At 69.2% G+C, this 24,082-nt stretch carries 27 protein-coding genes; 14 read left to right on the top strand and 13 right to left on the bottom strand.

Translation table 11 applies throughout. The annotated features are described in order from the left end of the window. The first annotated feature begins 5 nt into the window (after nt 1-5). Both RHCRD62_RS11765 and RHCRD62_RS11760 read left to right on the top strand, forming a co-directional pair. The gene (locus tag RHCRD62_RS11765) at nt 6-515 is read left to right on the top strand and encodes an Rv1352/Rv1906c domain-containing protein (RefSeq protein WP_050064879.1); all 510 of its coding nucleotides are present in this window, start codon (nt 6-8) and stop codon (nt 513-515) included. A gap of 26 nt (nt 516-541) precedes the next feature. Continuing rightward, complete coding sequence (locus tag RHCRD62_RS11760) at nt 542-1,150, top strand: hypothetical protein (protein ID WP_050064878.1); 609 nt, start codon at nt 542-544, stop codon at nt 1,148-1,150. 35 nt (nt 1,151-1,185) lie between these two features. Here RHCRD62_RS11760 and RHCRD62_RS11755 read toward each other — a convergent pair whose 3' ends face one another. Both RHCRD62_RS11755 and RHCRD62_RS11750 read right to left on the bottom strand, forming a co-directional pair. After that, nucleotides 1,186-2,691 (bottom strand): flavin-containing monooxygenase, encoded by a 1,506-nt coding sequence (locus RHCRD62_RS11755; protein WP_050064877.1) that lies wholly within the window; start codon nt 2,689-2,691, stop codon nt 1,186-1,188. After that, nucleotides 2,688-3,623, bottom strand: a complete 936-nt coding sequence (locus RHCRD62_RS11750) for an alpha/beta hydrolase (protein ID WP_050065241.1) — start codon at nt 3,621-3,623, stop codon at nt 2,688-2,690. The genes RHCRD62_RS11755 and RHCRD62_RS11750 overlap by 4 nt, the downstream gene beginning before the upstream one ends. Nucleotides 3,624-3,724: 101 nt before the next feature. Here RHCRD62_RS11750 and RHCRD62_RS11745 point away from each other — a divergent pair, with 101 nt between their 5' ends. Continuing rightward, nucleotides 3,725-4,342 (top strand): TetR/AcrR family transcriptional regulator, encoded by a 618-nt coding sequence (locus RHCRD62_RS11745; RefSeq protein ID WP_050064876.1) that lies wholly within the window; start codon nt 3,725-3,727, stop codon nt 4,340-4,342. A 14-nt stretch (nt 4,343-4,356) separates the two neighbouring features. Here RHCRD62_RS11745 and RHCRD62_RS11740 read toward each other — a convergent pair whose 3' ends face one another. Beyond that, nucleotides 4,357-4,971 carry a QsdR family transcriptional regulator gene (locus tag RHCRD62_RS11740; protein WP_157050882.1) on the bottom strand — a complete coding sequence of 205 codons (615 nt, stop codon included), beginning with the start codon at nt 4,969-4,971 and terminating at the stop codon, nt 4,357-4,359. 123 nt (nt 4,972-5,094) lie between these two features. On the opposite strand from RHCRD62_RS11740, the gene RHCRD62_RS11735 reads away from it, so the two are divergent. Next, nucleotides 5,095-6,465: a hypothetical protein gene (locus tag RHCRD62_RS11735; protein WP_050064874.1), complete on the top strand. Its 1,371-nt coding sequence runs from the start codon at nt 5,095-5,097 to the stop codon at nt 6,463-6,465. A gap of 55 nt (nt 6,466-6,520) precedes the next feature. Here the strand turns inward: RHCRD62_RS11735 and RHCRD62_RS11730 are convergent, their stop codons facing one another. The 5 genes from RHCRD62_RS11730 to RHCRD62_RS11710 all read right to left on the bottom strand — a co-directional run bounded on the left by RHCRD62_RS11730 (nt 6,521) and on the right by RHCRD62_RS11710 (nt 10,753). Next, entirely contained in the window at nt 6,521-7,285 is a 765-nt protein-coding gene (locus RHCRD62_RS11730) for an alpha/beta hydrolase family protein (protein WP_050064873.1), read from the bottom strand. Nucleotides 7,286-7,319: 34 nt separating this feature from the next. After that, complete coding sequence (locus RHCRD62_RS11725) at nt 7,320-7,964, bottom strand: GntR family transcriptional regulator (protein WP_050064872.1); 645 nt, start codon at nt 7,962-7,964, stop codon at nt 7,320-7,322. Between the two features lie 74 nt (nt 7,965-8,038). Beyond that, on the bottom strand, nt 8,039-9,085 hold the full coding sequence (locus RHCRD62_RS11720) for an isopenicillin N synthase family dioxygenase (protein WP_050064871.1): 1,047 nt from the start codon (nt 9,083-9,085) through the stop codon (nt 8,039-8,041). Nucleotides 9,086-9,095: 10 nt separating this feature from the next. Beyond that, the gene (locus RHCRD62_RS11715) at nt 9,096-9,974 is read right to left on the bottom strand and encodes an ABC transporter permease (protein ID WP_084734213.1); all 879 of its coding nucleotides are present in this window, start codon (nt 9,972-9,974) and stop codon (nt 9,096-9,098) included. Then, entirely contained in the window at nt 9,971-10,753 is a 783-nt protein-coding gene (locus RHCRD62_RS11710; RefSeq protein ID WP_050064870.1) for an ABC transporter ATP-binding protein, read from the bottom strand. Before RHCRD62_RS11710 ends, RHCRD62_RS11715 begins: the two co-directional genes overlap by 4 nt. A 331-nt stretch (nt 10,754-11,084) precedes the next feature. Between RHCRD62_RS11710 and RHCRD62_RS11705 the strand changes: the two genes are divergently transcribed. From RHCRD62_RS11705 to puuE, 9 genes are all read left to right on the top strand, one after another. After that, a complete protein-coding gene (locus tag RHCRD62_RS11705; protein WP_050064869.1) occupies nt 11,085-12,233 on the top strand; it encodes a substrate-binding domain-containing protein in 1,149 nt (382 codons plus the stop codon). Between the two features lie 32 nt (nt 12,234-12,265). Next, the gene (locus RHCRD62_RS11700; protein ID WP_050065239.1) at nt 12,266-13,285 is read left to right on the top strand and encodes an isopenicillin N synthase family dioxygenase; all 1,020 of its coding nucleotides are present in this window, start codon (nt 12,266-12,268) and stop codon (nt 13,283-13,285) included. Nucleotides 13,286-13,401: 116 nt separating this feature from the next. After that, nucleotides 13,402-14,733: an amidohydrolase family protein gene (locus RHCRD62_RS26180; protein WP_050064868.1), complete on the top strand. Its 1,332-nt coding sequence runs from the start codon at nt 13,402-13,404 to the stop codon at nt 14,731-14,733. Then, nucleotides 14,730-15,248 (top strand): 2-oxo-4-hydroxy-4-carboxy-5-ureidoimidazoline decarboxylase, encoded by a 519-nt coding sequence (gene uraD / locus RHCRD62_RS26175; RefSeq protein ID WP_050064867.1) that lies wholly within the window; start codon nt 14,730-14,732, stop codon nt 15,246-15,248. The genes RHCRD62_RS26180 and uraD overlap by 4 nt, the downstream gene beginning before the upstream one ends. Beyond that, nucleotides 15,245-16,168 (top strand): factor-independent urate hydroxylase, encoded by a 924-nt coding sequence (gene pucL / locus RHCRD62_RS11685; RefSeq protein ID WP_050064866.1) that lies wholly within the window; start codon nt 15,245-15,247, stop codon nt 16,166-16,168. The genes uraD and pucL overlap by 4 nt, the downstream gene beginning before the upstream one ends. After that, nucleotides 16,165-16,488, top strand: a complete 324-nt coding sequence (gene uraH, locus RHCRD62_RS11680; protein ID WP_050065238.1) for a hydroxyisourate hydrolase — start codon at nt 16,165-16,167, stop codon at nt 16,486-16,488. The genes pucL and uraH overlap by 4 nt, the downstream gene beginning before the upstream one ends. Nucleotide 16,489: 1 nt before the next feature. After that, nucleotides 16,490-17,728 (top strand): DUF6986 family protein, encoded by a 1,239-nt coding sequence (locus RHCRD62_RS11675; RefSeq protein WP_050064865.1) that lies wholly within the window; start codon nt 16,490-16,492, stop codon nt 17,726-17,728. Nucleotides 17,729-17,735: 7 nt separating this feature from the next. Then, nucleotides 17,736-18,689 (top strand): allantoicase, encoded by a 954-nt coding sequence (gene alc / locus RHCRD62_RS11670; RefSeq protein ID WP_050064864.1) that lies wholly within the window; start codon nt 17,736-17,738, stop codon nt 18,687-18,689. Further along, nucleotides 18,686-19,636, top strand: a complete 951-nt coding sequence (gene puuE / locus RHCRD62_RS11665; RefSeq protein ID WP_050064863.1) for an allantoinase PuuE — start codon at nt 18,686-18,688, stop codon at nt 19,634-19,636. Before alc ends, puuE begins: the two co-directional genes overlap by 4 nt. Here puuE and RHCRD62_RS11660 read toward each other — a convergent pair. From RHCRD62_RS11660 to hrcA, 3 genes are all read right to left on the bottom strand, one after another. Beyond that, nucleotides 19,602-20,363: a 16S rRNA (uracil(1498)-N(3))-methyltransferase gene (locus RHCRD62_RS11660; protein ID WP_050064862.1), complete on the bottom strand. Its 762-nt coding sequence runs from the start codon at nt 20,361-20,363 to the stop codon at nt 19,602-19,604. The two genes, puuE and RHCRD62_RS11660, sit on opposite strands and share 35 nt — an antisense overlap. A gap of 12 nt (nt 20,364-20,375) precedes the next feature. Next, complete coding sequence (gene dnaJ, locus RHCRD62_RS11655; protein ID WP_050064861.1) at nt 20,376-21,530, bottom strand: molecular chaperone DnaJ; 1,155 nt, start codon at nt 21,528-21,530, stop codon at nt 20,376-20,378. A 100-nt stretch (nt 21,531-21,630) separates the two neighbouring features. Beyond that, nucleotides 21,631-22,656, bottom strand: coding sequence for a heat-inducible transcriptional repressor HrcA (hrcA, locus tag RHCRD62_RS11650; protein WP_050065237.1), 1,026 nt, complete (start codon nt 22,654-22,656; stop codon nt 21,631-21,633). Nucleotides 22,657-22,831: 175 nt separating this feature from the next. On the opposite strand from hrcA, the gene RHCRD62_RS11645 reads away from it, so the two are divergent. Then, nucleotides 22,832-23,134, top strand: coding sequence for a type II toxin-antitoxin system VapB family antitoxin (locus RHCRD62_RS11645; protein WP_050064860.1), 303 nt, complete (start codon nt 22,832-22,834; stop codon nt 23,132-23,134). A 68-nt stretch (nt 23,135-23,202) separates the two neighbouring features. Here RHCRD62_RS11645 and RHCRD62_RS11640 read toward each other — a convergent pair whose 3' ends face one another. Together RHCRD62_RS11640 and RHCRD62_RS11635 are read right to left on the bottom strand one after the other, a co-directional pair. Then, nucleotides 23,203-23,616 carry a hypothetical protein gene (locus RHCRD62_RS11640; protein ID WP_050064859.1) on the bottom strand — a complete coding sequence of 138 codons (414 nt, stop codon included), beginning with the start codon at nt 23,614-23,616 and terminating at the stop codon, nt 23,203-23,205. Continuing rightward, entirely contained in the window at nt 23,606-23,911 is a 306-nt protein-coding gene (locus tag RHCRD62_RS11635) for a hypothetical protein (protein ID WP_157050881.1), read from the bottom strand. Before RHCRD62_RS11635 ends, RHCRD62_RS11640 begins: the two co-directional genes overlap by 11 nt. Nucleotides 23,912-24,082: the final 171 nt, after the last annotated feature.

The following is a 24,082-nucleotide window of genomic DNA, read 5'->3' as shown; positions in this document are numbered from 1 at the left end:
TCATCATGCGTACCCACACCACCACACTCGTCGTGTCTGCCCTCGCGACCGGCGCGGTCCTCGCGACCACCGGCACGGCGAACGCCGCCGCCACGACGATGGCCGCGGACAGCACCTACATCGTCGGAGTCGACATCGAGCCCGGCCTGTACGCCTCGGCGGGCCCTGTCGACGGCGACGTCAACTGCTGGGGCACCCGCCTGTCGGGATTCTCAGGCGAGGCCGACGACGCCATCGCATACGCCTACGGCAAGGGTCGCGTCGTCGTGGACGTCAAGCCCACCGATGCCGCCTTCGAGAGCTGGAACTGCCAGCCGTGGATCCGGATCGGCGACTCCCGCGGGGCCGCAACGGTTCCCGCGGCGACCCTGCCGGTGGAGCCCGCGGCACCCGCTGCCGTGGCACCCGACCTCACGGCGCCGCTCATCGGCGCAGGCGTTGTGGGCAGCGCCGTCGTCGGCAGCACCGTCCTGCCCGCCATCCTCCCCCTTCTCGTCGCCGGCTCGGCGGCATGACCACCCGCTTCGACAGGAGACGACTCATGACCTCATCGACACGGCGCATCCTCGCATCCACGGGCGCGGCGATCGCCGTCCTCGCCGCCGTGACCGGGTGCTCCGGTACCGAGGCGCCGTCGGAGGCCGCGGCACCGGCATCGGCCACCCCGACGGAGACGCCCGAGCAGGCCCAGGCACGGAAGGACGCCGCGGCCGCTGCCGCCAAGTCCAGGCAGGAGGCTGCCGCCGCGGAAGCCGCGAAGCGTCAGGCCGAGGAGGCGGCAAAGAAGGATCCGGCGACCTACGAGCAGCTCACCGACCGTGACTTCGCGCTGATCGCGAAGAACCCGGGCGCCGCCATCGGCCGCAAGGTGGTCGTGTACGGCCGGGTCACCCAGTTCGACTCCGCCACCGGGACGGCGCAGTTCCTCGCTCGCACCGCACCGTCCGTGCCCGACAGCGTGTACGACTACGACCAGAACACCATGGTCGTGGGTGACACCGCAGCACTGATCGCGAACGTCGTCGAAGACGACCTCGTCACCATGCACGCCGAGGTGCTCGGCTCCTTCAGCTACGACACCCAGGCCGGCGGCAACACCACCGTGCCGAAGCTGCAGGTGAACATCATCGAGGTCACCGGCTCGGCGTAGGGGTCGGGAGGTCGCCGTGTCCGCCCCGGGTCGACTCAGGGGCGGGCCACGGACGCACGGTTCGGGGCCCGCTCACCGGCGGGCACGAAGTCCATCGATTCGGTCACTGAACCGCGGCGAAGGGTGCGGACGTCGTGGAAGAAGTTCATCCGCAACTTCCACGGCTCCGTGTCCCCCTGCTTCGGAAAGCTGTCGACCGTGCGGAGCACGTACCCGGCGGCGAAGTCGAGGAACGGCTCCTCACCGACCGACGGATCACGACGCGGCGCGCACACCACCTGACCGGCGGCGTCCATGTGGGCCAGGAGGCGAACGACGTACTCGCACACCAGGTCCGACTTCAGGGTCCACGAGGCGTTGGTGTATCCGACGACGAAGGCGAAGTTCGGGACACCGCTGAGCATCATGCCCTTGTAGGACATGGTCTCCGGCAGCGACACCCCTTTCCCGTCGACGACGATCTCGACGTCCCCGAAGGCGACCAGGTTCAGGCCCGTCGCGGTCACCACGATGTCCGCGGGCAGTTCCTTGCCCGAGCGCAACGTGATGCCGGATTCGGTGAAAGTGTCGACGTGATCGGTCTCGATCGCGACGTCGCCGCGACGCAGGGCATCGAAGAGGTCGCCGTCTGGAACCAGGCACATTCGCTGGTCCCACGGGTCGTATCGCGGCGTGAGGTGGGCGTCGATGTCGAAACCGGCACCGAGTCGACCGACCTGGGACCGCCGGATCAGGGCCCGTGCGGGCCGCGGGAATCGCTGACACAGTTCGTAGATCGCGACCGAGCGGGTGATGTTCTTCGCCCGTGCCAGCGCATAGGCGGCGCGGGCGGGCAGTGCCCGTCGCAGGGCCGAGGCCACCGCATCCTTCGACGGCGCCGACACGATGTACGTCGGTGAGCGCTGCAGCATCGTCACCTGCGCACCCAGGTCGGCCAGCGCGGGCCCGAGGGTGACGGCGGTGGCGCCGCTGCCGATTACCACCACACGCTTGCCTGCGCAGTCGAGGTCCTCGGGCCAGTACTGGGGATGGACGACGCGGCCGGCGAAACGGTCGACACCGGGGAAGTCCGGGGTGTAGCCCTCGTCGTAGCGGTAGTAGCCGGTGCAGGTCATCACGAATCCTGCGGTGAGCGTGACCTGCTCGCCAGTGTCGGTGCGGCGGGCGTCGACGGTCCACAGGCGGTCCGCACTCGACCAGCTGATCCGAACCACCCGGTGACGGAAGCGGATGTTGCGGTCGATGCCCGCCTCGGCGGCCGTGTCGCGGATGTACCGGAGGATCGACGGGCCGTCCGCGATCGCCTTGCCCCCGGTCCACGGCCGGAACCGGTATCCGAGGGTGTACATGTCCGAGTCCGATCGAATCCCGGGGTAGCGGAACAGATCCCAGGTTCCGCCGATGCTTTCACGCGATTCGAGGATCGTGTAGGTCTTGTTCGGGAGGGTGGCCTGCAGGTGGTGCGCCGCACCGATCCCGGAGAGTCCGGCACCGATGATCAGGACGTCGACGTGGTCGGCGGCCGGGGTGGTTCGTGTCATGACGGGTCCTCTGCTCTCGTGGTGCGGTCGTGGGAGCCGGTCGCGGCGACCGGCACACGGGTGGTGATGAAGTCGATCTGATCGGCGATGGCGCGTTCGAAGCCGTCACCGACGTGGATCGCGAAGTGCCCGTCCGGGTAGCGGCGAACCTCGCCGCGCGGGGCCCGGCGCGCGTGACGCAGCGACGCCTTCGCGGGCGCGACCGAGTCGTCGTCGCAGATGCAGAACAACGCGGGCGCCTCGATCTCGGCGATCCGCCTGCCGGGCGCGTGCCGGAGGATTCGCAACGCCACCCGGGCCGCGACCTCGTTCCGGAACGGCGCGGCAGCCGGAACGAGGTCCAGGTAGCCGCGTTCGCTGTCGCGGGACGACAGCAGCGCGGCGGATCCGTACGGGCCGGCCGTTGCGACCATGACGGGTGGGCGGCCGAGCCACGAGCTGACGAGGTCGCGCACGCTGCGCGCGGTCACCGCCAGCGCCGATCGCGGGTTCATCGCGAGGGTCGACGCGAGCCCGTCGGTGAACGGACACTGGGCGACGACTGCCGCGATCCGCCGATCGGCGGCGGCGGTGACAATGGCATGCCCGGCACCGAACGAACTGCCCCACAGGATGATTCGATCGGCGTCCACATCGTCTCGGGCACGGAGGAAGGCGAGGGCCGCCGCCCAGTCCTCGAGTTGCCGGTCGACGTCGAGCAGTTGCCGGGGCGAGCCACCGCTCGCACCGAAGTGCCGGTAGTCGAACGCCAGGCAGGCGTAGCCGAGGCCCGCGAAACGCCGGGCGTACGCGTCCAGGCCCATGTCGCGGACGCAGCCGAGGCCGTGCCCGAGCACGATCACGGGTGCGGGCGCGGCACTCTCCGGCAGGTAGAGCCAAGCGGCACAGAATGAGTCCCCGGATCGGAATTCCACATCGTGACGATCTGTCATGAATCGCTCCTCGAGCGTATCTGCGCTGTTCAATCCCATAGTTGGGAGCGCTTCCACATTTGGACTCTATACCAACCTTGGAATCCGGTAAAGTATTTTTCGTGAAAGAGATCACAGAGACCCGAACCACCAGGCGTGCCGCCGCCACCCGCTCGGCGATCATCAACGCCGCGGAACAGTTGCTGATCGACGGAGGTCCCGACGCGGTGACGGTCGAGTCGATCGCGGAACGCGCCGATGTCGCGGTCCAGACCGTCTACAACCGGGTGGGACGCAGACCCGAGGTCCTGCTCGCGGTGGCCGAGCGGGCACTCGTCGAGAACAGGCAGTACATGGATGCGGCCTTCGCCGAGACGGGCCCTCCACTCACCCGGATCAGGCAGGCGGCACACGCCTACACCCGGTTCGCGATCGAGCGGCCCCAGCAGTTCCGACTGATCCTCGACCCACCCGACGAACCACAGGCAGTGGATCGGATCTCAGGGCTGATCGACGAACAGGTCGGCAAGCTCGCCGACGTACTGGCCGACGGGGTCGCGGACGGCAGCTTCACCGCGTCGATCGACCCCGCCACCCTCGCTGTGGCGATGTGGGCGATGATGGACGGGATCCTGGCCCTGAACTGGCGGGGCGATCGAATCCGAGTGGACGCCGCGACGATCGAACAGATGGTGGAGTCGGCGATGTCCGTGATTCAGAACGGCATCCTCCCCCGCTGAGGATTCAGCCGGATCTACGGTTGATCCGGTTCGGCGCCAGGCGATTCGGTGACCCGCGCATGCGCGGTGAGCACCGTGCGCATGATGTCGATCGTCGCGTCGATGTCCGGATCACGGCTCGCGGCGACATGCGCCCAGAGCAGCGCTGTGGCCGCCAACGCCAGAACCTCGAACGTCCGCTCGGGGACCGCGACGCCGGGCGCCGCTACCGCCACCTCGCGAGACAGGTTGCGAGCAAGCGCCCCGGTGACGAGACCGTCGGGGTCGAGCAGGACCCGCAGCGCGAGGTTCGGCTCTCGTCGCGCGAAGGTCGCGAGCGGTTCGAAGTCGATGCAACCCTGCATGAAGCGCCGCGTCGCGTCCAGCACGCGGTCGACGCCTGCACCGTCGGCACCTCGACGGGCCTCGTCCCAGATGTCACCGATCGAGGCGAGAATCACCTGGTCCATGAGCTTTTCACGGTCCCCCACCCACCGATAGAGCGTGGACCGGCCGATGTCCAGATGTGTCGCGAGAGTGTGCATGTCCACGCGCTCGCCGTGCCGGAACAGCCACGTCGCCATCGTGCGCGCATCGCTGGCGGTCGGCTTGCGGAACGACGGCGGCCCGTCGTCGGGTTGCGAACTCACGGTCGCACTGTACTGCACGGAACGTATTCCTGAACCTTTCCATATGGGACGTTATTGACTTTTGTTCCACACCCGCCCTATCGTCCACCCCACGTTTTGTTACCCACGTCACAAGGAGTACGAATGCCTGCCCTGGCAAGACTCGTGACGGCCGCCGCAATCGCGGCGGGTGTCGCACTGATCCCGCCCACCGCTCAGGCTCTGGACCTGCCCGACCTCGGGTCCGTTGGTTCCGGCTCCTCCGGCGGCGAATCCCACCCCACGTCCTCGTGCTTCTGGTTCGGCCCGACCTTCTCGGCTACCGACCAGAACCTCAACTACGCCTTCCCCGACTCCGGGGCGCTGTACTGGGCAGCGCAGTTCGCGATCCCCGACGGCGCCCGCCTCGTGCTGCAGGGCGACTACGCGCACGCCCGGTACCAGTCGCTCAACTCCTACGACATCAGCACCAACTCCCCCACCGCGGCACTGAACGACGTGTCCACGGCGCCCGACCCGGGTTCGGCGAACCCGTACCTACCCGGCGCGTCCCGCAACGGGCACGGTCCCCGCTCGTACACCGCCACCGTCCTGAACGAGGTGCCGCCGACGGATCCCGCATCCGCGGCGGCGAACACCCTGTACGCGGGCGTCCCCGGCCAGGACCGGACCACCCTGCTCTACCGCCTGTACCTGCCCGACAACGGCCGCGACGTGACCGGCGGTGTCGGACTGCCCGAACCCGAACTGCACATGGCGGACGGTCAGGTACTGACCGGGGAGTCCCTGTGCACCGCCGTGAGCGCCGCGACGACCACGCCCGCCGTGGACAAGCTTCCGCTGGACAAATACCTGTCGCTGCGTGACCAGCCCGGCAAGCCTGCAACCTTCCCCGCCGAGCAGCAGCCGGCGTGGCGGACGTTCTACAACGTGCCGTTCGGGATCGGATGCAGCTATTTCGGGCAGTGCTCCGGGAACCCCGCTCGCACGGGTGGCCAGTACTCCAACATCGACAACAGTTACGTTGCCGCCCACACCAATCGCGGCTTCGGCGAGGTGCTCACGCTGACGGGAACGATGCCCGTGACACCCCGCACCACGGGCGGTCAGGATCGGGTCGGCGACGCGGACATGCGCTACTGGTCGCTGTGCAACAACGAGTCGATGGCCACCACGAAGGTGATCGGATGCCTCTACGACGAGCAGGTGCCGCTCGACTCGGCACGCCAGTTCACCATCGTCGCGACGCTGCCGGAGGACCGCCCGGTGAACGCGACCGAGGCGTGCGGCGTCGCCTGGCTTCCCCTGTCACCGACGGGCGACGGCGCCGGACACCCCGACGACGGGTACCTCATCCTGCGCAACATGCTGCCGGCGGCCGGCTTCGATCACGCCGTCCAGAACACCGCGACACCGGGCGACGAGAAGACCGTGATGGGGGAATACCTGCCTGACGGTCGGTACTCCTCGAAGGCCGTCTTCGAGGCCAGAGGCTGCTCGCCGCAACTCCGCTGACCGCGAACACCGATCGAGGGTGGTACTCACCGAGTGGGTACCACCCTCGGCCGTGTCACGGCATCGACCACGGATCCTGGTCCAGCACCGCACGCAGGGTGAGTTCCCAACTGCGGGTGGTGCGGTCGAGGAAGGCGTTGTGTCCCTCCGCCGGCACCTCCCAGAACGCCGCCCGGTCGCCCGCGCACCGGGCCGCGTCCACGTAGACGCGGCTCGCAGCCGCGGGCACCTGAATGTCCTCGACTCCGTGGATGCAGACCGTCGGGACACCGGTGGGGACGCGGTGCAGCGGCGACGCGTCGCGGTACAGCTGCGGGTCGTCGGCGTAGGACACACCGAACAGTGCCGTCAACGCCGCGCCGCCGCTGCGGGTCGCGGCCCGCGACGCCAGGTCGAGCGCACCGGCCTGTGACACCACGCGGGTGGGACGCACCGCGCAGTCCCGCTGTCCCGCAACCCATACCGCGAGCTGGGCCCCGGCCGAGTGTCCGACGATGCGGACGTCGGCGGTGTCGAGTGCCACCGGCGACGCCTCTGGCAGCAGCGTCGACGTTGCCACGAGCGCGGCCTCGATGTCGACACTGGTCTCCGCCCAGCCGCCACCCGCTCCGACACGGCGGTACTCGACGTTCCACGCCGCGACCCCGCGCCTGGCCAACTCGGAGGCCAGGGTCGTCGCGAGGTTGAGGTGGAAGTCGGCGCTCCAGTAGCCGCCGTGGATCACCATCACCACCGGCACGGGACCGTCGACCCCGATCGGGGTGTACAGGTGCCCGAATTGCGCGGGGTGCTGGCCGTAGTCGATGCGGATACGCGGCATGAGGCAATTGTCCCGCTCCCACACAGGGTGACGGCTACCGCCTCCTGATGCGCACCGCCAGCCCCGCGACGTGCGCGCACGACGCAGCGCGGGCTCCCTCCGCGTCGCCGGAGCGGATCGCCGCGACGATCCGTTCGTGTTCGTCGACGGCGATGCGCCGGTTCGCCTCCATCGCCCACATGTCCGAGCGGTACAGGTGGGCCTGGGCGTCGAGGCGGAACAGCGCCTCGCGCAGGGGTTTGTTCGCGGCGACGTCGCGGATCGCGGTATGGAACTCGAGGTCCAGGCGGGCGTCCCTGCGTTGGTCGGCAGGTGCGTCCAGCAACTTCCGCTGCGAGTCGAGCATCGCCACCAGATCGTCGACGTCTCGGTGGGTGGCCCGCAGTGTCGCCCGGTAGCCGGCGAGGCCGTCGAGGACCTCGCGGACCGCGAACACCTCCTGGATCGTCTGGTCGTCGACGGTGTCCACCTTGGCACCCGCGTTTCGGGTGTACACGGCGATGCCGTCGTTGATGAGCTGCTGCACGGCCTCACGGACGGGGGTGCGGCTGACGTTGAGTTTGGCGGCCAGCGCGGGCACCGACAGTGCGGTTCCCGGAGGCAGCTCCCCGGCGAAGATCTGTTCTCTGAGTGTGGCGTGGACCGACTCGGCGAGCAGCTCGCGTTCGGTGGTCGTCATCTCTGATTCTCCGCTGCTGTTGGCCACGACCCACGGTAACGCGGATGCGGCGTCCTAACTCGTGCGCGTGCGATCTAGCGGGCCGCGAGAACCCGTTCGGCTTCGCGGAGCCCGACGGGCGCGACACCGTCCTTCATGCCCGCGAGCTTGGCGGCGATGTTGTCGGCGACGGTGATCGGCGGGTAGCCGGTCTCGCCGTCCCCGAGGCACCCGGGCAGTGTTTCGATCACCGCGTCGTGATTGCCGTCGAAGAAGAACGCCGCCGATCGTCTGCGCAGAATCCGGCCGTCCACGACGGGCGGGTCAACGCGGTGAACGGTGGATCGCCAGCGGTCGTTGGTCCACCTCGCCAGGGCGTCACCGAGGTTCACGAGCAACGCGCCCTCCGCAGGCTGAACGTCGTGCCAGAGGCCGTCACCGCCGAGCACCTGGAGCCCGGGCACGCGATCCGCCCACAGCACGGTCAGGATCCCGAAATCGGTGTGGGCCCCCATTCCGGTGAGGTCGTCGGCGACCGCGATCTCCGATTCGGGGAGGGCGTAGTTGTTCATCTTCAGGACCTCGATCGAATGGTCGACGAGGGTGTCGAAGTAGCCGGCACCCAGCCCGAGGGCATCGGTCAAGGCGGACATCAGGATTCGCGAGAGTTCCTGCGCGCGACGGAAGTACTCCTCGACGGGCGCCCGGAACGACGGCGCCGCCTCGGGCCACGTGTTGTGCGGATAGCTCACCTCGGGCAGGTCCATGTCCGGGAAGTCCGCGGCCTCGGTGCCGACCGTGATCGCCTCGTAGAAGTCATTCATCGCGGACGCCGACGCCACCCCGAGGCTCATGCTCAGCGACTCGGACTTCGGCGGCGCGTAGCCGCGGTTCTCCCCGGGCCTGCGGTAGCCCCTCTTGGTTTCGAGTGGCAGCGCGAAGAACTCGTCGAGCGCGGCGGCGAGGTCCGCCTGCACGTCGTCGGGAATGCCGTGCCCGACGATCTGCACGAAACCGACCTCGCGGCAGGCGCGGTCGAGTTGCGCAGCGACGTCGGCGCGTGCCGACGGGTCGGGCACGTCGGCGAGGTAGGCGCTGATGTCGACGGTCGGAACGTGGAAGTCGGTGTCGGTCTCGTGCATGGAAGTTCTCCTACTTCTTCGAGGTGTCGGCGGAGGAATGCCAGTTGCCGATCAGGACTTTGGACAGGGCGCCGAAGAGCATGAACACGGCGACGCCGAGAAGTGACGCGAGGACGATGGCGGCGAACAGGTCCTCGGACTGCAGCCGGCTGCGGTACACGTCGAGCAGGGTGCCGATGCCGGGCTCGCCCTTGGCGAAGAACATGTCACCGATGATCGCGCCGACCACGACGAGCCCCGCCGCTGTGCGGATTCCGGTGAGGATGGACGGCAGTGCGGACGGGAGTTCGAGTTTGCGGAGTCGATCCCAGGCGGATGCGCGGGCGAGGGTGAACAGTTCGTGCTGCCCGCGGTCGACGGACTGGAGGCCGAAATGCGTGTTGGTGATGATCGGGAACGCGGCGATGATGACGCAGACGAGTACGCGGGCGAACATGCCGTACCCGAACCACAGTCCGATCAGCGGAACGATCGCGAGGATCGGGATGACTTGGAGGACGACGGCGTAGGGATAGATCGCGCGCTCCAGCCAGCGTGCGCGGCTCATCAGGACACCGACACCGACACCGATCGCGGCCGCGACGGCGAATCCGACGGCGGCGACCTGGGTGGTGACGACGAGCGCCTCCAGCATCGGCTTCAGGTGCGTCCAATCGAGCATCGAGTTGGTCAGCACCTGATGCGGCGGCGGCAGCAGGAACCGCCGTTCGGGGCTGAGGACGAGGTAGGTCACGGCGTACCAGGCCGCGATCGCGGCGCCGAACGAGGCGAGGGGAACCACGATGCCGCCGAACAGGGTTCGCGCGGATCGACCCAGGTGCCGTGATCCGGCCGCGACGCGAACCTCGGACGCGCGGGCCACGGGGGCGGGACGGGCGAGGACGGTCATCGTGCACCTCCGTGCAGCGAGGCGGAGATCCGCGAAACGTGGTCGGTGAAGCGGGGGTCGTAGCGCAGTTCGGGGCCGCGGGGGTAGGGGAAATCCACGTCGATCACCTCGGCAATCCGCCCGGGCCGGGCGGTCATGACGACGACGCGATTGGCGAGGAAGACCGCCTCGGACACCGAGTGGGTGATGAACATCGCCGTGAAGCGCTTCTCCGCGTACAGCTTCTGGAGCTCGACCTGCATGTCCAATCTGGTCATCTCGTCGAGGGCACCGAACGGCTCGTCGAGGAGCAGCACGTCGGGCGCGAGGGCGAGCGAACGGGCAAGGGAGGCACGCATCTTCATGCCACCGGACAGCGCCCGGGGAAGCTGGTCGGCGAAGTCGCCGAGCCCGACCGCGGCGATCGCGGCGTCCGCCCGCTCGCGTCGTTCCGCCTTGGGCAGGTGCCCGAGTTCGGCGGTGAGCTCGACGTTCCGGCGGACCGTCCGCCACGGCAGCAGGGTGGGTTCCTGGAAGATGAAGCCGACGGACTCGGTTCCGACGGCGACGTTGCCCTCGGTCGGGACGTCGAGGCCGGCGGCCATCCGCAGCAACGTCGACTTTCCGCAGCCGGAGGGGCCCACCACCGCGACGAAGTCACCCCGCCCGACCTGCAGGTCGATGCCGTCGAGTGCCGTTGTCCCCGTGGAGAATCGCTTGACCACGCCGTCGAAGGTCATCTCCGTCGACTTGGTCAGGGTGCGCGCGTCCGCGTCGCGCATCGTGTTCGCTAGAGCCATACCGACCTCCGGATCAGTTCTTACATGCAGAACTCCGTGAATTGATGAGTCAGATCATTGATTACATGTATGACGACGGAATGACCGCGTGTTACGACCCGATCACCAATCCGGGCTTCACCAGTGCACTTCCGAAGCAAGTGACACAGAGACGCTTTGTAACCCAGAAGAAACATCCGAGATATTGCATGTAATCATGCGCCGTGGATAGTGGTTCTCGTCGGACCGGTGACGTCCCCCGGTCCCCACATCGCCTCTCCCCCATGACCTTCCCGGCGCGGTGACGCGCAGATCCACGAGGAGCACAGTGACCACTTCACGCACCATCCGCATGCGGGCGGGCCTCTCCGCTCTCGCCCTCGCCTCGCTGACCCTCACGGCGTGCGGCGGCAGCGACGCCGCGGCAGCCGAGGACGTCGCCCTCGAACCCGCCGCGCAGGAGCAGACACTCGCCGGCGCCTGCCCCGCGAACGTGACAGTGCAGCTGCAGTGGCAGCCGCAGTCCGACATGGGCGCACTGTTCGAGATGCTGGGCCCCGGCTACGCGGTCGACACCGAGAACCGGTCCGTGACCGGCCCGCTCGTCGCGGGTGGCAAGGACACCGGCGTCGACCTCACCCTCCGGGCGGGCGGGCCGGCGATCGGCTTCCAGTCCGTGTCCTCGCAGCTGTACGTGGACGACGCGATACACCTCGGCATCGTGCACGGCGACCAGCTGATCGCCGCCGCGGGCAGCCAGCCCGTTACCGGCGTCACGCCCCTGCTCAAGTACAGCCCGGCGATCCTGATGTGGGATCCGGCGAGCCACCCGGACTGGACGTCCATCGGCGACATCGGCAAGACCGACGCGACGGTCGTGGTCTCGAAGGAACAGATCTTCCCGCAGTGGCTCGTCGCGAAGAACCTGCTCAAGGCGTCCCAGCTCGACACCACGTACGACGGCGCCCCGTCCCGGTTCGTCGGCGACCCGACGATCGCGCAGCAGGGCTTCGCCAACTCCGAGCCGTACTCCTACGAGGAGGACACCCCCGCCTGGAACAAGCCGATCGAGTACCAGCTCGTCAAGGACGTCGGCTTCGACATCTACGCCTCGAACGTCGTGGTGCGCGCGGACAAGGTCGACGCGATGTCGTCCTGCCTGGACAAGCTGGTCCCGATCATCCAGCAGGCGAGCGCCGACTACATCACCGCGCCCGACGCGGCCAACGCGACGATCGTCGACGTGATCGCCCAGGACGTCGCCTACACGCCCTACAGCGCAGGCGAGGCGGCGGCCGGTGCCGAACTGCTGGCCGCGGACGGCCTGATCGCCAACGAGGCCGACGGATCGGTGGGCACGTACGACACGGCGCGCACCCAGCACAACCTCGACGAACTCGTGCCCGTGCTGAACGCGGGCGGAGCGAACCTGCCCGCCGGCCTGACCGCCGAGCAGCTCTTCACCAACCGGTTCACCGACGCCGCTATCGGCATCAAGTGACCGCGACACGATCCGACCGAGAAGGACTCTCGATGAACCACACCATGACCGAACTGCAGCGCGAGTCCCGGATGGGCGCGCTCGGTACCGTCACCACCGAACGCGAGGTGCGCCGCATCGACCTCTCCGACTTCGAGAACCGGCGCGCGCAGATCACCGACGAACTGTGGGCCGCAGCCACCGATATCGGCTTCTTCCAGGTGGTCGGCCACGGTATCGACCTCGCCGAGGTCCGTGACGCCTTCGCCGCCGCGGAGGCGTACTTCGCACTGCCCGAATCCGTGAAGGGTGCGGCGCCGCTGAAGAAGGGTCTGAACTCGGGCTGGGAGTCGATGACCCAGGTGCGTCCGTCCATCGGCACCCCCGACCAGAAGGAGTCGTTCCAGCTCACCCGGCCGCACATGGATGGGCTGTGGCCGAGCGAGTCGGAACTTCCCGGGTTCCGCGACACCGTCCTGGGTTTCGAACGGCAGTGCTGGGAGCTGGCGATGCGGCTGCTGTCCTGCTTCGCGGACCGGCTCGGCTTCGACTGCGACTTCTTCACCCGCGCACACGATCCCGCGACCGTCAGCTACCAGAGCACCCTTCGCCTCCTGCACTACTTCGCACTGGCGGACGATGCCCCGGTCGATCCGACGGCGTGGCGGGCAGGCGCCCACACCGACTTCGACTGCCTGACACTGCTGTTCCAGCGCGACGGGCAGGGCGGGCTTCAGGTGTGCCCCGGCCGCGAGATGGACGGCGAGGCGTGGACGCCGATCGAACCGTCCGATGACGCGATCACCTGCAACATCGGCGACATGCTGATGCGCTGGAGTGACGACCTGCTGCCCTCCAACTTCCACCGCGTCCGCTCCCCCGGACCGGACGACCATCGCGGCGCCCGCTACAGCCTCGCGTTCTTCGCTCAGGCCAACCGCGACGTGCTGATCGAGAGCCCGCAGGGCAAGTACCCGCCGATCACCGCGGAGGACTACCTGCGTCAGCGGGTCGAGGCCAACTACGCACCCGCTGTGACGGAGTCACAGCCGAACAGCGCTGCCGCCCGATGACCTCGCTGCTGCGGTGGGCGCGTCGCCAGATCGACGTGTTCGCTGCCGACGCCCGAGCCGTCCACACCGTGCTGCCCTACAACCCCAGCTGCTGACACGACCCCGGAGGAACGACCATGACCGACACCACCCCCCAGCCCACGACCGCGATCACCGACGTGTCGGTGTTCACGGGGGGTCGGTGGCTCCCCGGACGGGACGTCCTGATCTCCGGCGGCCACGTCACCGCCATCGGAGTCCGCGGTGAGGTCGATCTGACCGGCTCGAGCCGGATCGACGGTTCCGGTGCCCACCTGATCCCGGGATTCGTCAACACCCACACCCACCTGCAGCAGTCGCTGATGCGCGGCATCGCCGAAGGCGATCCGCTCCTCGAATGGCTGCTGCAGGTGGGCGAGGAATCGGTCGCGATCACCCCGGAGCGGGCGTACACCGCGACGGTCGCCGCCTCCCTCGAAGCGCTGCGCAGCGGCACCACCGCACTCGTCGAGCACATGTGGCCGCACCCGTCCACCGAGGTGCACGACGCGGTGCTGAGGGGGCTGCGCGACACCGGGATTCGCGCGGTGCTCGGCCGCGGCGTCGCCGATCGGGGCGACGCCACCCGCAAATGGGGTTTCGAGCCCCGCCTCATGCAACCGCTCGGCGACGTCCTGGACCACACCGACCTGCTCGCGAAAGATGCGGCGGGTTCCGCCGTCACGGTCGGGCTCGCGGTTCCCAACCCGCGGTCCGTCACGCCCGACGGCATGGCCGCGATCCGGGAGTTCGCGACGGCGCGCGACATGACGGTGTCGATCCACCTGCTCGAAACCACTACGGACGACGCGATGTGCCGCGAGCATGCGGGCATGGGTGCGGTGGAGTACCTTGCCACGCACGACTTCCTGTGGGAACGGATGATCGCGGTGCACTGCGTCGAACTCTCCGCGGCCGGACGCCGCACCCTCGCCGACCGCGGCGTCGCGGTGTCGTACAACCCGGTGTCGAACATGCGCCTCGGCAGTGGAATCGCCGCGGTCCCCGACATGATCGCCGACGGGGTCGCGGTCGGGCTCGGCGTGGACGGCGCCGCCAGCAACGACACCCAGGACATGCTCGAGTCGCTGCGCACCGGCGCGTACGTGCAGCGGGCGGCGCGCCGCAAGGCGGACTTGTTCGGGTTCGAGGAGATGCTCGACATCGCCTCGGGCGGTGCCAATTCCGCGCTCGGCCTGCCAGCGCGCGCCGGTGGTGTCGCGGTCGGCGACGTGGCGGACCTGACGCTGATCCGATTCGACCGGGACTTCGCGACCCTGCCCGTCCGCGACCCGGGCGCCGCGATCCTCACCACCGGCACCAGCCGGATCGTGGACACCGTCGTCGTCGGCGGCGAGGTCGTGATCCGGGACGGCCGCAGCACCCGCGTCGACGAGGCGGGGCTGATCCGAACCCTGGCGGCGCTGTGAGGGTCGCGGAGTTCGACGCGCTCGGGGCGCTCGACGCCGAGCCCGTGCTGCTGCGCGTCTGCGAGTCCGGCGGGTGGGCGGCCGGCGTCGTCGCCGGCCGTCCGTACGGCACGTTGACCGACCTGCTCGATGCTGCCGACGCGGCGCTGGACGCGCTGCCCGACTCCGAGTTCGATGCGGCGCTGGCCGGACACCCCCGGATCGGCGAACGCACCGAGCGCGCGCAGTCCCGACTGGAGCAGGCCGGGGTCGACGAGTCCGATACCGCCACCCTCGCGGAGCTGGCCGCGCTCGGCGCCGAGTACGAGCGCAGGCACGGGATGGTCTACCTCGTGTACGCGTCCGGCCGCTCCGGCACCGACCTGCTCGACCTGCTCCGTGATCGCGTCGGCAACGACACCGCGACCGAACGTCGCACCGCCAGAGAAGAACTCGCCACGATCAACCGAAACCGACTGCGGCAGATGTTTGCGCCCGACGGGCGAGTCGCCACACACGAGGGAGACGCACCATGACCGCCCCGACGACACTGACCGGAGAGATCGTCCTCGGACCCCACCAGTACGGAAAGTCCGAGAACCGCGTGGTCCGCATCCAGCGGGACACCGACCGGCACGAGATCCGCGACGTCAGCGTCTCGACGTCGCTGCGCGGCGACTTCGCCGCCGCCCACCTCGCAGGCGACCAGTCCTCCGTGCTGCCCACCGACACCCAGAAGCAGACGGTGTACGCCTTCGCCAAGCAGCGCGGCCTGGAGTCGATCGAAACGTACGGGCTCGACCTGGCGCGACACTTCGTCGACGACGTCGAACCGGTGCGCTGCGCCCGCATCGACATCGAGGAGTACGCGTGGGCCCGCGCCCAGGTCCGGGGCGCCGAACACGACCACACCTGGGTGCGTCAGGGCCAGGAGGTGCGGACCGCCGCGATCACGGTGGAGGGCACCGGAGACGAGCAGCGCACGTGGGTGACCGCGGGCCTCAAGGACTTCACACTCCTCAAGTCCACCGGATCCGCGTTCTCCGGGTTCCTGGTCGACGAGTACACCACCCTCACCCCGACCGAGGACCGCGTCCTGGCGACCACCCTGATCGCCGAATGGCGGTACACCACCACCGACGTGGACTGGGAGGCCACCTATCTCGGGGTGCGTGCCCTGTTCGTGGAGCGTTTCGCCGAGGTCCACTCGCTTGCGCTGCAGCAGACGCTGTTCGAGATGGGCAAGGCTGTCCTGGAGACGTATCCGGTGATCGCGGAGGTCCGCCTCGCCGCCCCCAACAAGCACCACTTCGACTACGACCTGAGCCCGTTCGGGCTGGACAACCCCAACGAGGTGTTCCACGCCGACGACCGCCCGTACGGGCTGATCCAGGCCACAGTCCAGCGCACCGACGCCCCCGATGCCGGGCCGGCGTGGACCCGGGGCGCGGCGTGAGCGTCACCGTCAGCACGCACGTACTCGACGCCGTCACCGGGACGCCCGCCGCCGCGGTCGCCGTCCGGCTCACGGACTCCGGCGGGGCCGAGATCGGCTCGGGCAGAACCGATGCGGACGGCCGGATCGGCGCGCTCACCGCCGCGCCGATTCCGCCGGGACGCTACCGACTCTCGTTCGACACCGGCGAATGGTTCCGCGGCCGGGGACGGGACACGTTCTACCCGGAGGTGGTGATCGCGTTCGACGCCTCGGGCGGGCACACTCACGTCCCGCTGCTGCTGTCCCCGTTCGCGTACTCGACCTATCGGGGCAGCTGAGGTGAACACCGTGACCGTCGACCTGGACCGAATCGACGCGATCCTCGCTCCCGTCGACGCGCAACTCGCCGCCCGGTATCCGGACACCCGCACCGACGACCAGCCGGTGCACACCGTGTACGTCGGTGCCGCCCACGCGGACTCCGCCACGCCGACCGAGTGGGGAAATGCGGCACGCACCCTCCTCGCCGCACGGTCCGAACTGATCGCCGACCTCACGGACGCGGCGACGGTCGCCCGCGTCGACGGAATCCTGTCCCGGCGCCCGATCGCCGACCTGCGTATCGACTTCGAGGACGGCTACGGATGGCGAGCCGACACGGTGGAGGACGAGCACGCCCGGCGCGCCGGACGAACGCTGTGCGCGGTGACCGACGGCGGCGAGGCGGCACCCCGGTGGTGCGGGATTCGTACCAAGGGGCTGGCCCCCACCGAGCGACGACGTTCGATCCGCACCCTCGAACTGGTTCTCGACGCCGCGGGCGGCGTGCCACCGGGATTCGTGTTCACCGTGCCGAAGTTACGAGCCGCCGAGCAGGTTCCCGCCGTGGTCGCACTCTGCGAGGAAATCGAACGCGTGCACGGACTTCCGGAGCGCGCGCTGCGGTTCGAGTTGCAGATCGAGAGCCCCCAGGCGGTGATCGGCGCGGACGGGACGGTACCCCTCGCCCGGGCGGTTCATCTCGCCGACGGGCGGTGCACCGGCCTGCACTACGGCACCTACGACTACAGCGCCGCCTGCGGTATCGCGCCGCGCCAGCAGTCCGCGGACCATCCGGTTGCCGACCACGCGAAAGCGGTGATGCTCGCCGCCGCCGCGCAGACCGGGGTCCGGGTGTCCGACGGGTCGACCCAGGTCGTCCCCGAGGGCACCGACCTGGAGGTTCGGGACGCCCTGGCCCGGCATTTCCGGCTCGTCACTCGCGCCCTCGAACGCGGCTACCACCAGGGCTGGGACATCCATCCGGGTCACCTGGTGACCCGGTGGGCCGCGGTACTGCACTTCCACCGGGCCGCCCTCACCGCCGCGGCGTCCCGTCTCCAGGCGTACTTGCAGCGGCGCGGCGGCTCCGTCGTCGACGAACCGGCCACCGCGCAGGCACTCGCGGCGGTGGTCCTGCGCGGCCTCGGCTGCGGCGCCTACGACGGGACCGAGCTCCTCGCGCTCGCACCGGACTGCACCACCGACGTCCTGCACGGCCTCGCCGACCGCACCCTGCCCCTTCCCAGTCCCGAGTGAGGCCCCCATGACCACAACCGATTTCCGTGTCCTCCCCGATCTCGCGCTGCGCAGCCTCGGCGGCGCCGTCGTGTGGGCGAGCGACGAATCCTTCGCCGAGAAGGAGAACCTGATCCTTCCGACCGATGCCGGCCATCGCCCGGCGACGTTCGGGCCGCGCGGCCAGATCTACGACGGCTGGGAGACCCGGCGCCGACGCCAACCCGGCTGCGACGAGGCGATCGTCCGCCTCGGTGTGCCCGGCGTCGTGCGGGGCGTCGTCGTCGACACCGCGTGGTTCACCGGCAACCACCCCACCGAGGTCACCGTCGAGGCGGCGGCCGTCGACGGTCACCCATCCCCCGACGACGTGCGCAAGGCGGAGTGGCACACGCTCGTCGCCCGCAGCCCGGTCGGCGGCGACACCCGCACCCCGTTCGCAGTCGACTCCGAAACCCGCTGGACACACGTCAAACTCACGATCCACCCCGACGGCGGCGTCGCCCGACTCCGGGTGCACGGCGAGGGCCGACCCGACCTGGACCTCCTCGACCGCACGTCACTAGACCTCGCCGCGCTGGAGAACGGCGCGCTGGTGACGGCCTGCTCCAACGGCTACTACGGTGCGCCGCAGGGCCTGCTGTTCCCCGGACCGGTCCGGACGATGGGCGAGGGCTGGGAGACCAGCAGACGCCGCGACGACGGCAACGACTGGGTGCAGGTGCGGCTCGCCGGCACCGGCGTCGTGCGGATGGTCGAACTCGACACGTCGTGTTTCCTCGGCAACGCGCCCGGCGCCGCGAGCCTGCGCGGACGCCGACCCGACGGCGAGTGGCACGACCTGCTGCCCCGCACCGTCCTGCAGCCGGACACTCGGCACCGGTTCCTCGTCGACACACCGGAGCCCGTCACCGACGTCCGGCTCGACATCTTCCCCGACGGCGGCATGGCGCGACTGCGCGTGCACGGTGCACTGCTGTGAGCGCCGGCATCTACCCCCGCGACCTCGTCGGGTACGGCCCGCACCCGCCCGATCCGCAGTGGCCCGGCGGCGCGCGGATCGCGGTGCAGTTCGTCCTGAACTACGAGGAGGGCGCCGAGAACTGTGTCCTGGACGGCGATCCCGCCTCCGAGACGTTCCTGTCCGACATGGTTCCCGCACAGGCGTTTCCGGACCGGCACATGAGCATGGAGTCGCTCTACGAGTACGGCTCCCGAGCCGGCCTCTGGCGTCTGCTGCGGGTATTCGAGCGACGTGGGTTGCCACTCACCGTCTTCGGCGTCGCCCGGGCATTGCAGCGCAATCCGGAGGCGGTGGCGGCCTTCGGTGAACTGGGGCACGAGATCGCCTGCCACGGGCTGCGGTGGATCTCCTACCAGGGTGTCGACCGTGACGTCGAACGCGCCCACATCGCTGAAGCGGTTCGCATCCTCCACGACCTGACGGGCGAGTCTCCGCGCGGCTGGTACACCGGCCGCGACTCCCCCAGCACCCGCGAACTCGTCGCCGAGCACGGCGGATTCGCCTACGACTCCGACTCGTACGCCGACGACCTGCCCTACTGGGTTCCGGTCGGCGACTCGCAGCACCTGGTGGTCCCGTACTCTCTCGACACCAACGACATGCGGTTCGCGTCGCCCGCCGGATTCCCCAGCGGCGAACAGTTCTTCACACATCTCCGCGACACCTTCGACGTCCTGTATGCGGAAGGAATGCAGGGCAGCGCGAAGATGATGTCCGTCGGACTGCACTGCCGCCTCGCGGGACGACCGGGTCGAACCGCTGCGCTCGAACGGTTCCTCGACCACATCCAGCGCCGCGACGACGTCTGGATCACCCGGCGCATCGACGTCGCCGACCACTGGCGCGCCACACATCCCGCGCCCGCGGGGGCTACGCGAGCGGTGCTGCTGACCAGCGGTCGGTGAGGACCCCGAGCGCGCCGAGGGCAACCGCCGCGGCCGTCGAGGTGCGCAGCACGGTCGGGCCGAGCCGGACCGCGTGTGCGCCCGCCTCGGTGAGCGCGGCAACCTCGTCGTCGGCCAGTCCGCCCTCGGGGCCGACGACGAGCACGATCTCCGGCACGGTCCGCAGTTCCAGGGCGGCGAGTTCGGCGGTCGCGGCCTCGTGCAGCACCAGTACGACGCCACCGGCCGCGACGACCTCCCGCACCCGCGCGAGGACCTGTCCGGTCCTGTGCAGATCGGCGACCTGCGGAATGTACGGTCGCCGTGACTGTTTCGCCGCCGCGACCGCCACCGCCTGCCAGCGCGCGACACCCTTGACGGCCTTCGGGCCTTCCCACTTGGCGACGCAGCGGGACGACTGCCACGGCACGATCTCGTCGATCCCCGCCTCGGTCGCCAGCTCGACCGCGAGCTCGGATCGTTCCGCCTTCGGCAGGGCCTGAACCACGGTGACGGTCGGGCTCGCGGCGGGCAGCTCGTCGCGGGCGGTGACCGTCAGGTCGAGGCGATCCTTCCCGACCTCGACGACCTCGGCGCGGGCGATGCCGCCGCGGCCGTCGGCGAGCACCAGGTGCTCACCGACGCGGATGCGGCGCACCGTCGCGGCGTGCCTGCCTTCCTTGCCGTCGAGGACCGCGACCGCTCCGACGTCGGGGAGCGGGTCGAGGTAGAACAGCGTCGCTGCCATCGGCGTCGCTCGTCAGCGTCCGCTGAACGCGTCGCGCAGCCGGGAGAACAACCCACCGCTCTGCTGCGAGCCGCTGCTGACGACCTCGGCGAGGTCGCGGTCGCGCAGTGCCTTGAGATCGCGGAGGACGGCGGCCTGCTTCGAGTCAAGCTTCGTCGGAACGACCACCTCGAGATGCGCGTGCACGTCGCCACGAACACCCGAGCGGAGCTTCGGCATGCCGTGCCCGCGCAGCGTCGCGACCGATCCCGGCTGGGTGCCGGGATCGACGGTGATCTCGGTGGGTCCGTCGATGATGGTGTCGACCGTGACGGTCGTGCCGAGCGCCGCGTCGACCATGGGAACGCGGATCGTGCAGTGCAGGTCGTCGCCGTCGCGCACGAACACGTCGTGCTGCTGCTCGATGACCTCGACGTACAGGTCACCGGCCGGGCCGCCGCCGGGGCCGACCTCACCCTGCGCGGACAACCGGATCCGCATGCCGTTGCCGACACCGACCGGCACCTTCACCGCGATGTCGCGGCGGGCCCGCACGCGGCCGTCGCCGCTGCACTTGTGGCAGGGGTCGGGGATGGTCTCGCCCGCGCCGCGGCAGGTGGGGCAGGGCCGCGACGTCATGACCTGACCGAGGAAGGACCGCTGCACGGACTGCACCTCGCCGGCGCCGCCACAGGTTTCACAGGTCACGGGCTTCGAGTCGCCGTTGGTTCCGGAACCGGTGCACAGGTCGCAGAGGATCGCCGTGTCGACGGTGATGTGCTTGGTGACGCCGGTCGCGCATTCCTCGAGCGTCAGCTTCGTGCGCAGCAGCGAGTCCGCGCCGGGCTGCACGCGACCGCGCGGACCGCGGCGGGTTCCGCCCGCGCCGCCGAAGAAGGCTTCGAACACGTCACCGAGGCCGCCGCCGCCGAACCCGGCGCCGCCGAAGCCGCCCGCTCCGCCGCCGCCCTGCTGCAACGGATCGCCGCCCAGGTCCACAATGCGGCGCTTCTCGGGGTCCGACAGCACTTCGTACGCGGTCGAGATGTCCTTGAACCGCGCCTGCGCCGCCTCGTCCGGGTTCACGTCGGGGTGCAGTTCCCTGGCGAGTTTGCGGTAGGCCCGCTTGATCTCCTGATCGGTCGCCTTGGGCGAAACACCCAGCAGTCCGTAATAGTCCCGTGCCACGTTACGTCTCTCGTCCTCGTTGTCTGTCCACTCGAAAAAGGTCACTACGTCGAAATTCGGGGCCGTTTCGACCCCTGCAGCGCCCCGACGTGGGCGCGTATCACCGCTCGGCCAGCACCTCGCCGATGTACCGGGCAACGGCGGCGACCGACGCGATTGTTCCCGGATAGTCCATTCGGGTGGGGCCCAGCACACCCATTCCGCCGAACACGGCGCCACCCGCGCCGTAACCGGTGGTGATCACCGACGTCCCGCGGATCTGCTCGACCTGGGTTTCCTCACCGATCCGCACCGTCACCGACCCCGGCGTCCCCGTCGCGGCCAGCAGCTTGAGGACCACCACCTGCTCCTCGAGTGCCTCGAGCACCGACCGCAGCGACCCCGGGAAGTCCGCGGCGTTGCGCGTCAGGTTCGCGGTTCCGCCGAGAACGAGACGCTCCTCCGGATGCTCGACGAGCGTCTCGATCAGCACCGTCGATGTGCGAACCACCGCGTCCCGCAACGACTCCGGCGCCGCCATCGCCAGTTCGGACACCGCCACCGACGCGTCCGCAAGACGCTTGCCCTCGAGCGCTCCGCCGAGCAGCGCCCGCAGTTGCGACAGCGCCTCGTCGTCGATGACGTCCCCGAGTTCGACGATCCGCTGGTCCACTCGCCCGGAGTCGGTGATGAGGACCAGCAGCAACCGTGCCGGTGTCAGTGCCACGACCTCGAGGTGCCGCACCGACGACGCCGACAGCGTCGGGTACTGCACGACCGCCACCTGCCGGGTCAGCTGCGCCAGCAGCCGCACTCCGCGACGCAGGACGTCGTCGAGGTCCACGCCGGTTTCCAGGAACTCGAGGATGGCGCGGCGCTCCGGCCCCGACATCGGCTTGACCTCGGAGATCCGGTCGACGAACTCGCGGTAACCCTTGTCGGTCGGAACACGTCCCGAACTGGTGTGCGGTTGGGTGATGTAGCCCTCGGCCTCGAGGACCGCCATGTCGTTGCGGATCGTGGCGCTGGAAACTCCGAGATTGTGCCGCTCGACGAGTGCCTTCGACCCGATCGGCTCCTGCGTGGAGACGTAGTCGGCGACGATCGCGCGCAGCACCTCGAAGCGTCGTTCGTCGGTACTCGACATGCCGGCCACCTCCATGCTCGTCTCGCCCCGCGCCGCCGGGTCCCCCGCCGTGCCGCCGGGTGCCCCCGCATTCTAGTCGTCCCGTGACCACCGCCCGTGCAGCCCTTACTGTGGTGGCGCTCGACCGAGCGTCGGTGCCCACCGCACCGACCGAAACCATCCGACGGGGTGCAACATGATTTTCAAGGGTGTCCGGGACGGCAAGCCCTATCCGGACCACGGCCTGTCGATACGCGACTGGTCGAAGATTCCTCCTCGCCAGGTCCGCCTCGACGAGATCGTCACGACAACGAAGGTCCTCGAACTGGACCGGCTGCTGTCCGAGGACTCCACGTTCTACGGCGACCTGTTCCCCCACGCGGTGCTCTGGCACGGCGTGATCTACCTCGAGGACGGCGTCCACCACGCCGTCCGTTCGGCGCTGCGCAACCGCGTCGTGCTGCACGCACGGCTGTTCGACTACGACGCGATCGCCTGACATCCGCCGAGCGGGCGGTTACCGGACCATCGGCCCGGTGCCGACCCCGGTAACCGCCCGTTCAGCGATCAGCTGAGGATGTCACCGGTTACACGGTCGAACGACTCCCAATCCAGTGCGTCAAGCTCGGTGTAATCGCCTTCGAGCCAGGCCCACAGCAGGGCCACGATCTGTGCTTCGTCGTTGACGACAGTCTGTCTGCTCGGAGCTGGCGGCGGCGCGTCGGACCATTCGAGGTAGAAGTCGGTGGCGCTGTTGCGATAGGTCTGGATGTAACCGGGTTCGTCAGGTCGGTCCACGACCATGAAGGTGTTGCCCGGCTGCTCCAGTTCGATGCGACGCACCCAGTACTCGAGGTGCTCACGGGTCAGTGTCGTCAGCTCTCGGCCGCCCACACTCACGTCGAGATCGCGGTGGACGACAGGCACCGGATCCGGCAGACGGTCGTTCCACGGTCCGTGGAAACGCAGATCAGACCTCATCTTCGTACTCCCATTCGTAGTCCACCTGCGCGTGCGACACCAGCTGGGTAGCCCGCGCCGTCAGCATTTCCTCGAAGGCGGGTCCCCAGGCGTAGAACCCGCTGAAGATCACCTTGTGATCGCCGGAATCGGCGCGCACGGACAGGTCCGCCCCCTTGCCCCGCATGCTGACGAATACGTCGTTCTCCAGCCGATGTTCCCGCATGACCTCGGTCAGCAGCATCGTCATGCCAACCTGCTCCCGGTCGTCGCGCAACCCGGAGATCTCCACGTAGACACCTATATTCACAGACACGCGGCCGACTGTATCCACGCCCACCGACACCAACGAACCCTGTGGAACGGCGAGTTGGCGGTTCCTTTGTAGCCACGATGTCGGCGCGCGGCACCACCTGGCCATGCCGCAGTGGGATCTCACGACCGAAATCCGCGTGACACCGGACTGCGCACGCCACCTCGACCAGCT

The organism is Rhodococcus sp. RD6.2 (assembly GCF_001040705.1).
Taxonomy (GTDB): Bacteria; Actinomycetota; Actinomycetes; order Mycobacteriales; family Mycobacteriaceae; genus Rhodococcus_G.
This window is presented reverse-complemented; position numbering and strand designations above follow the sequence as displayed.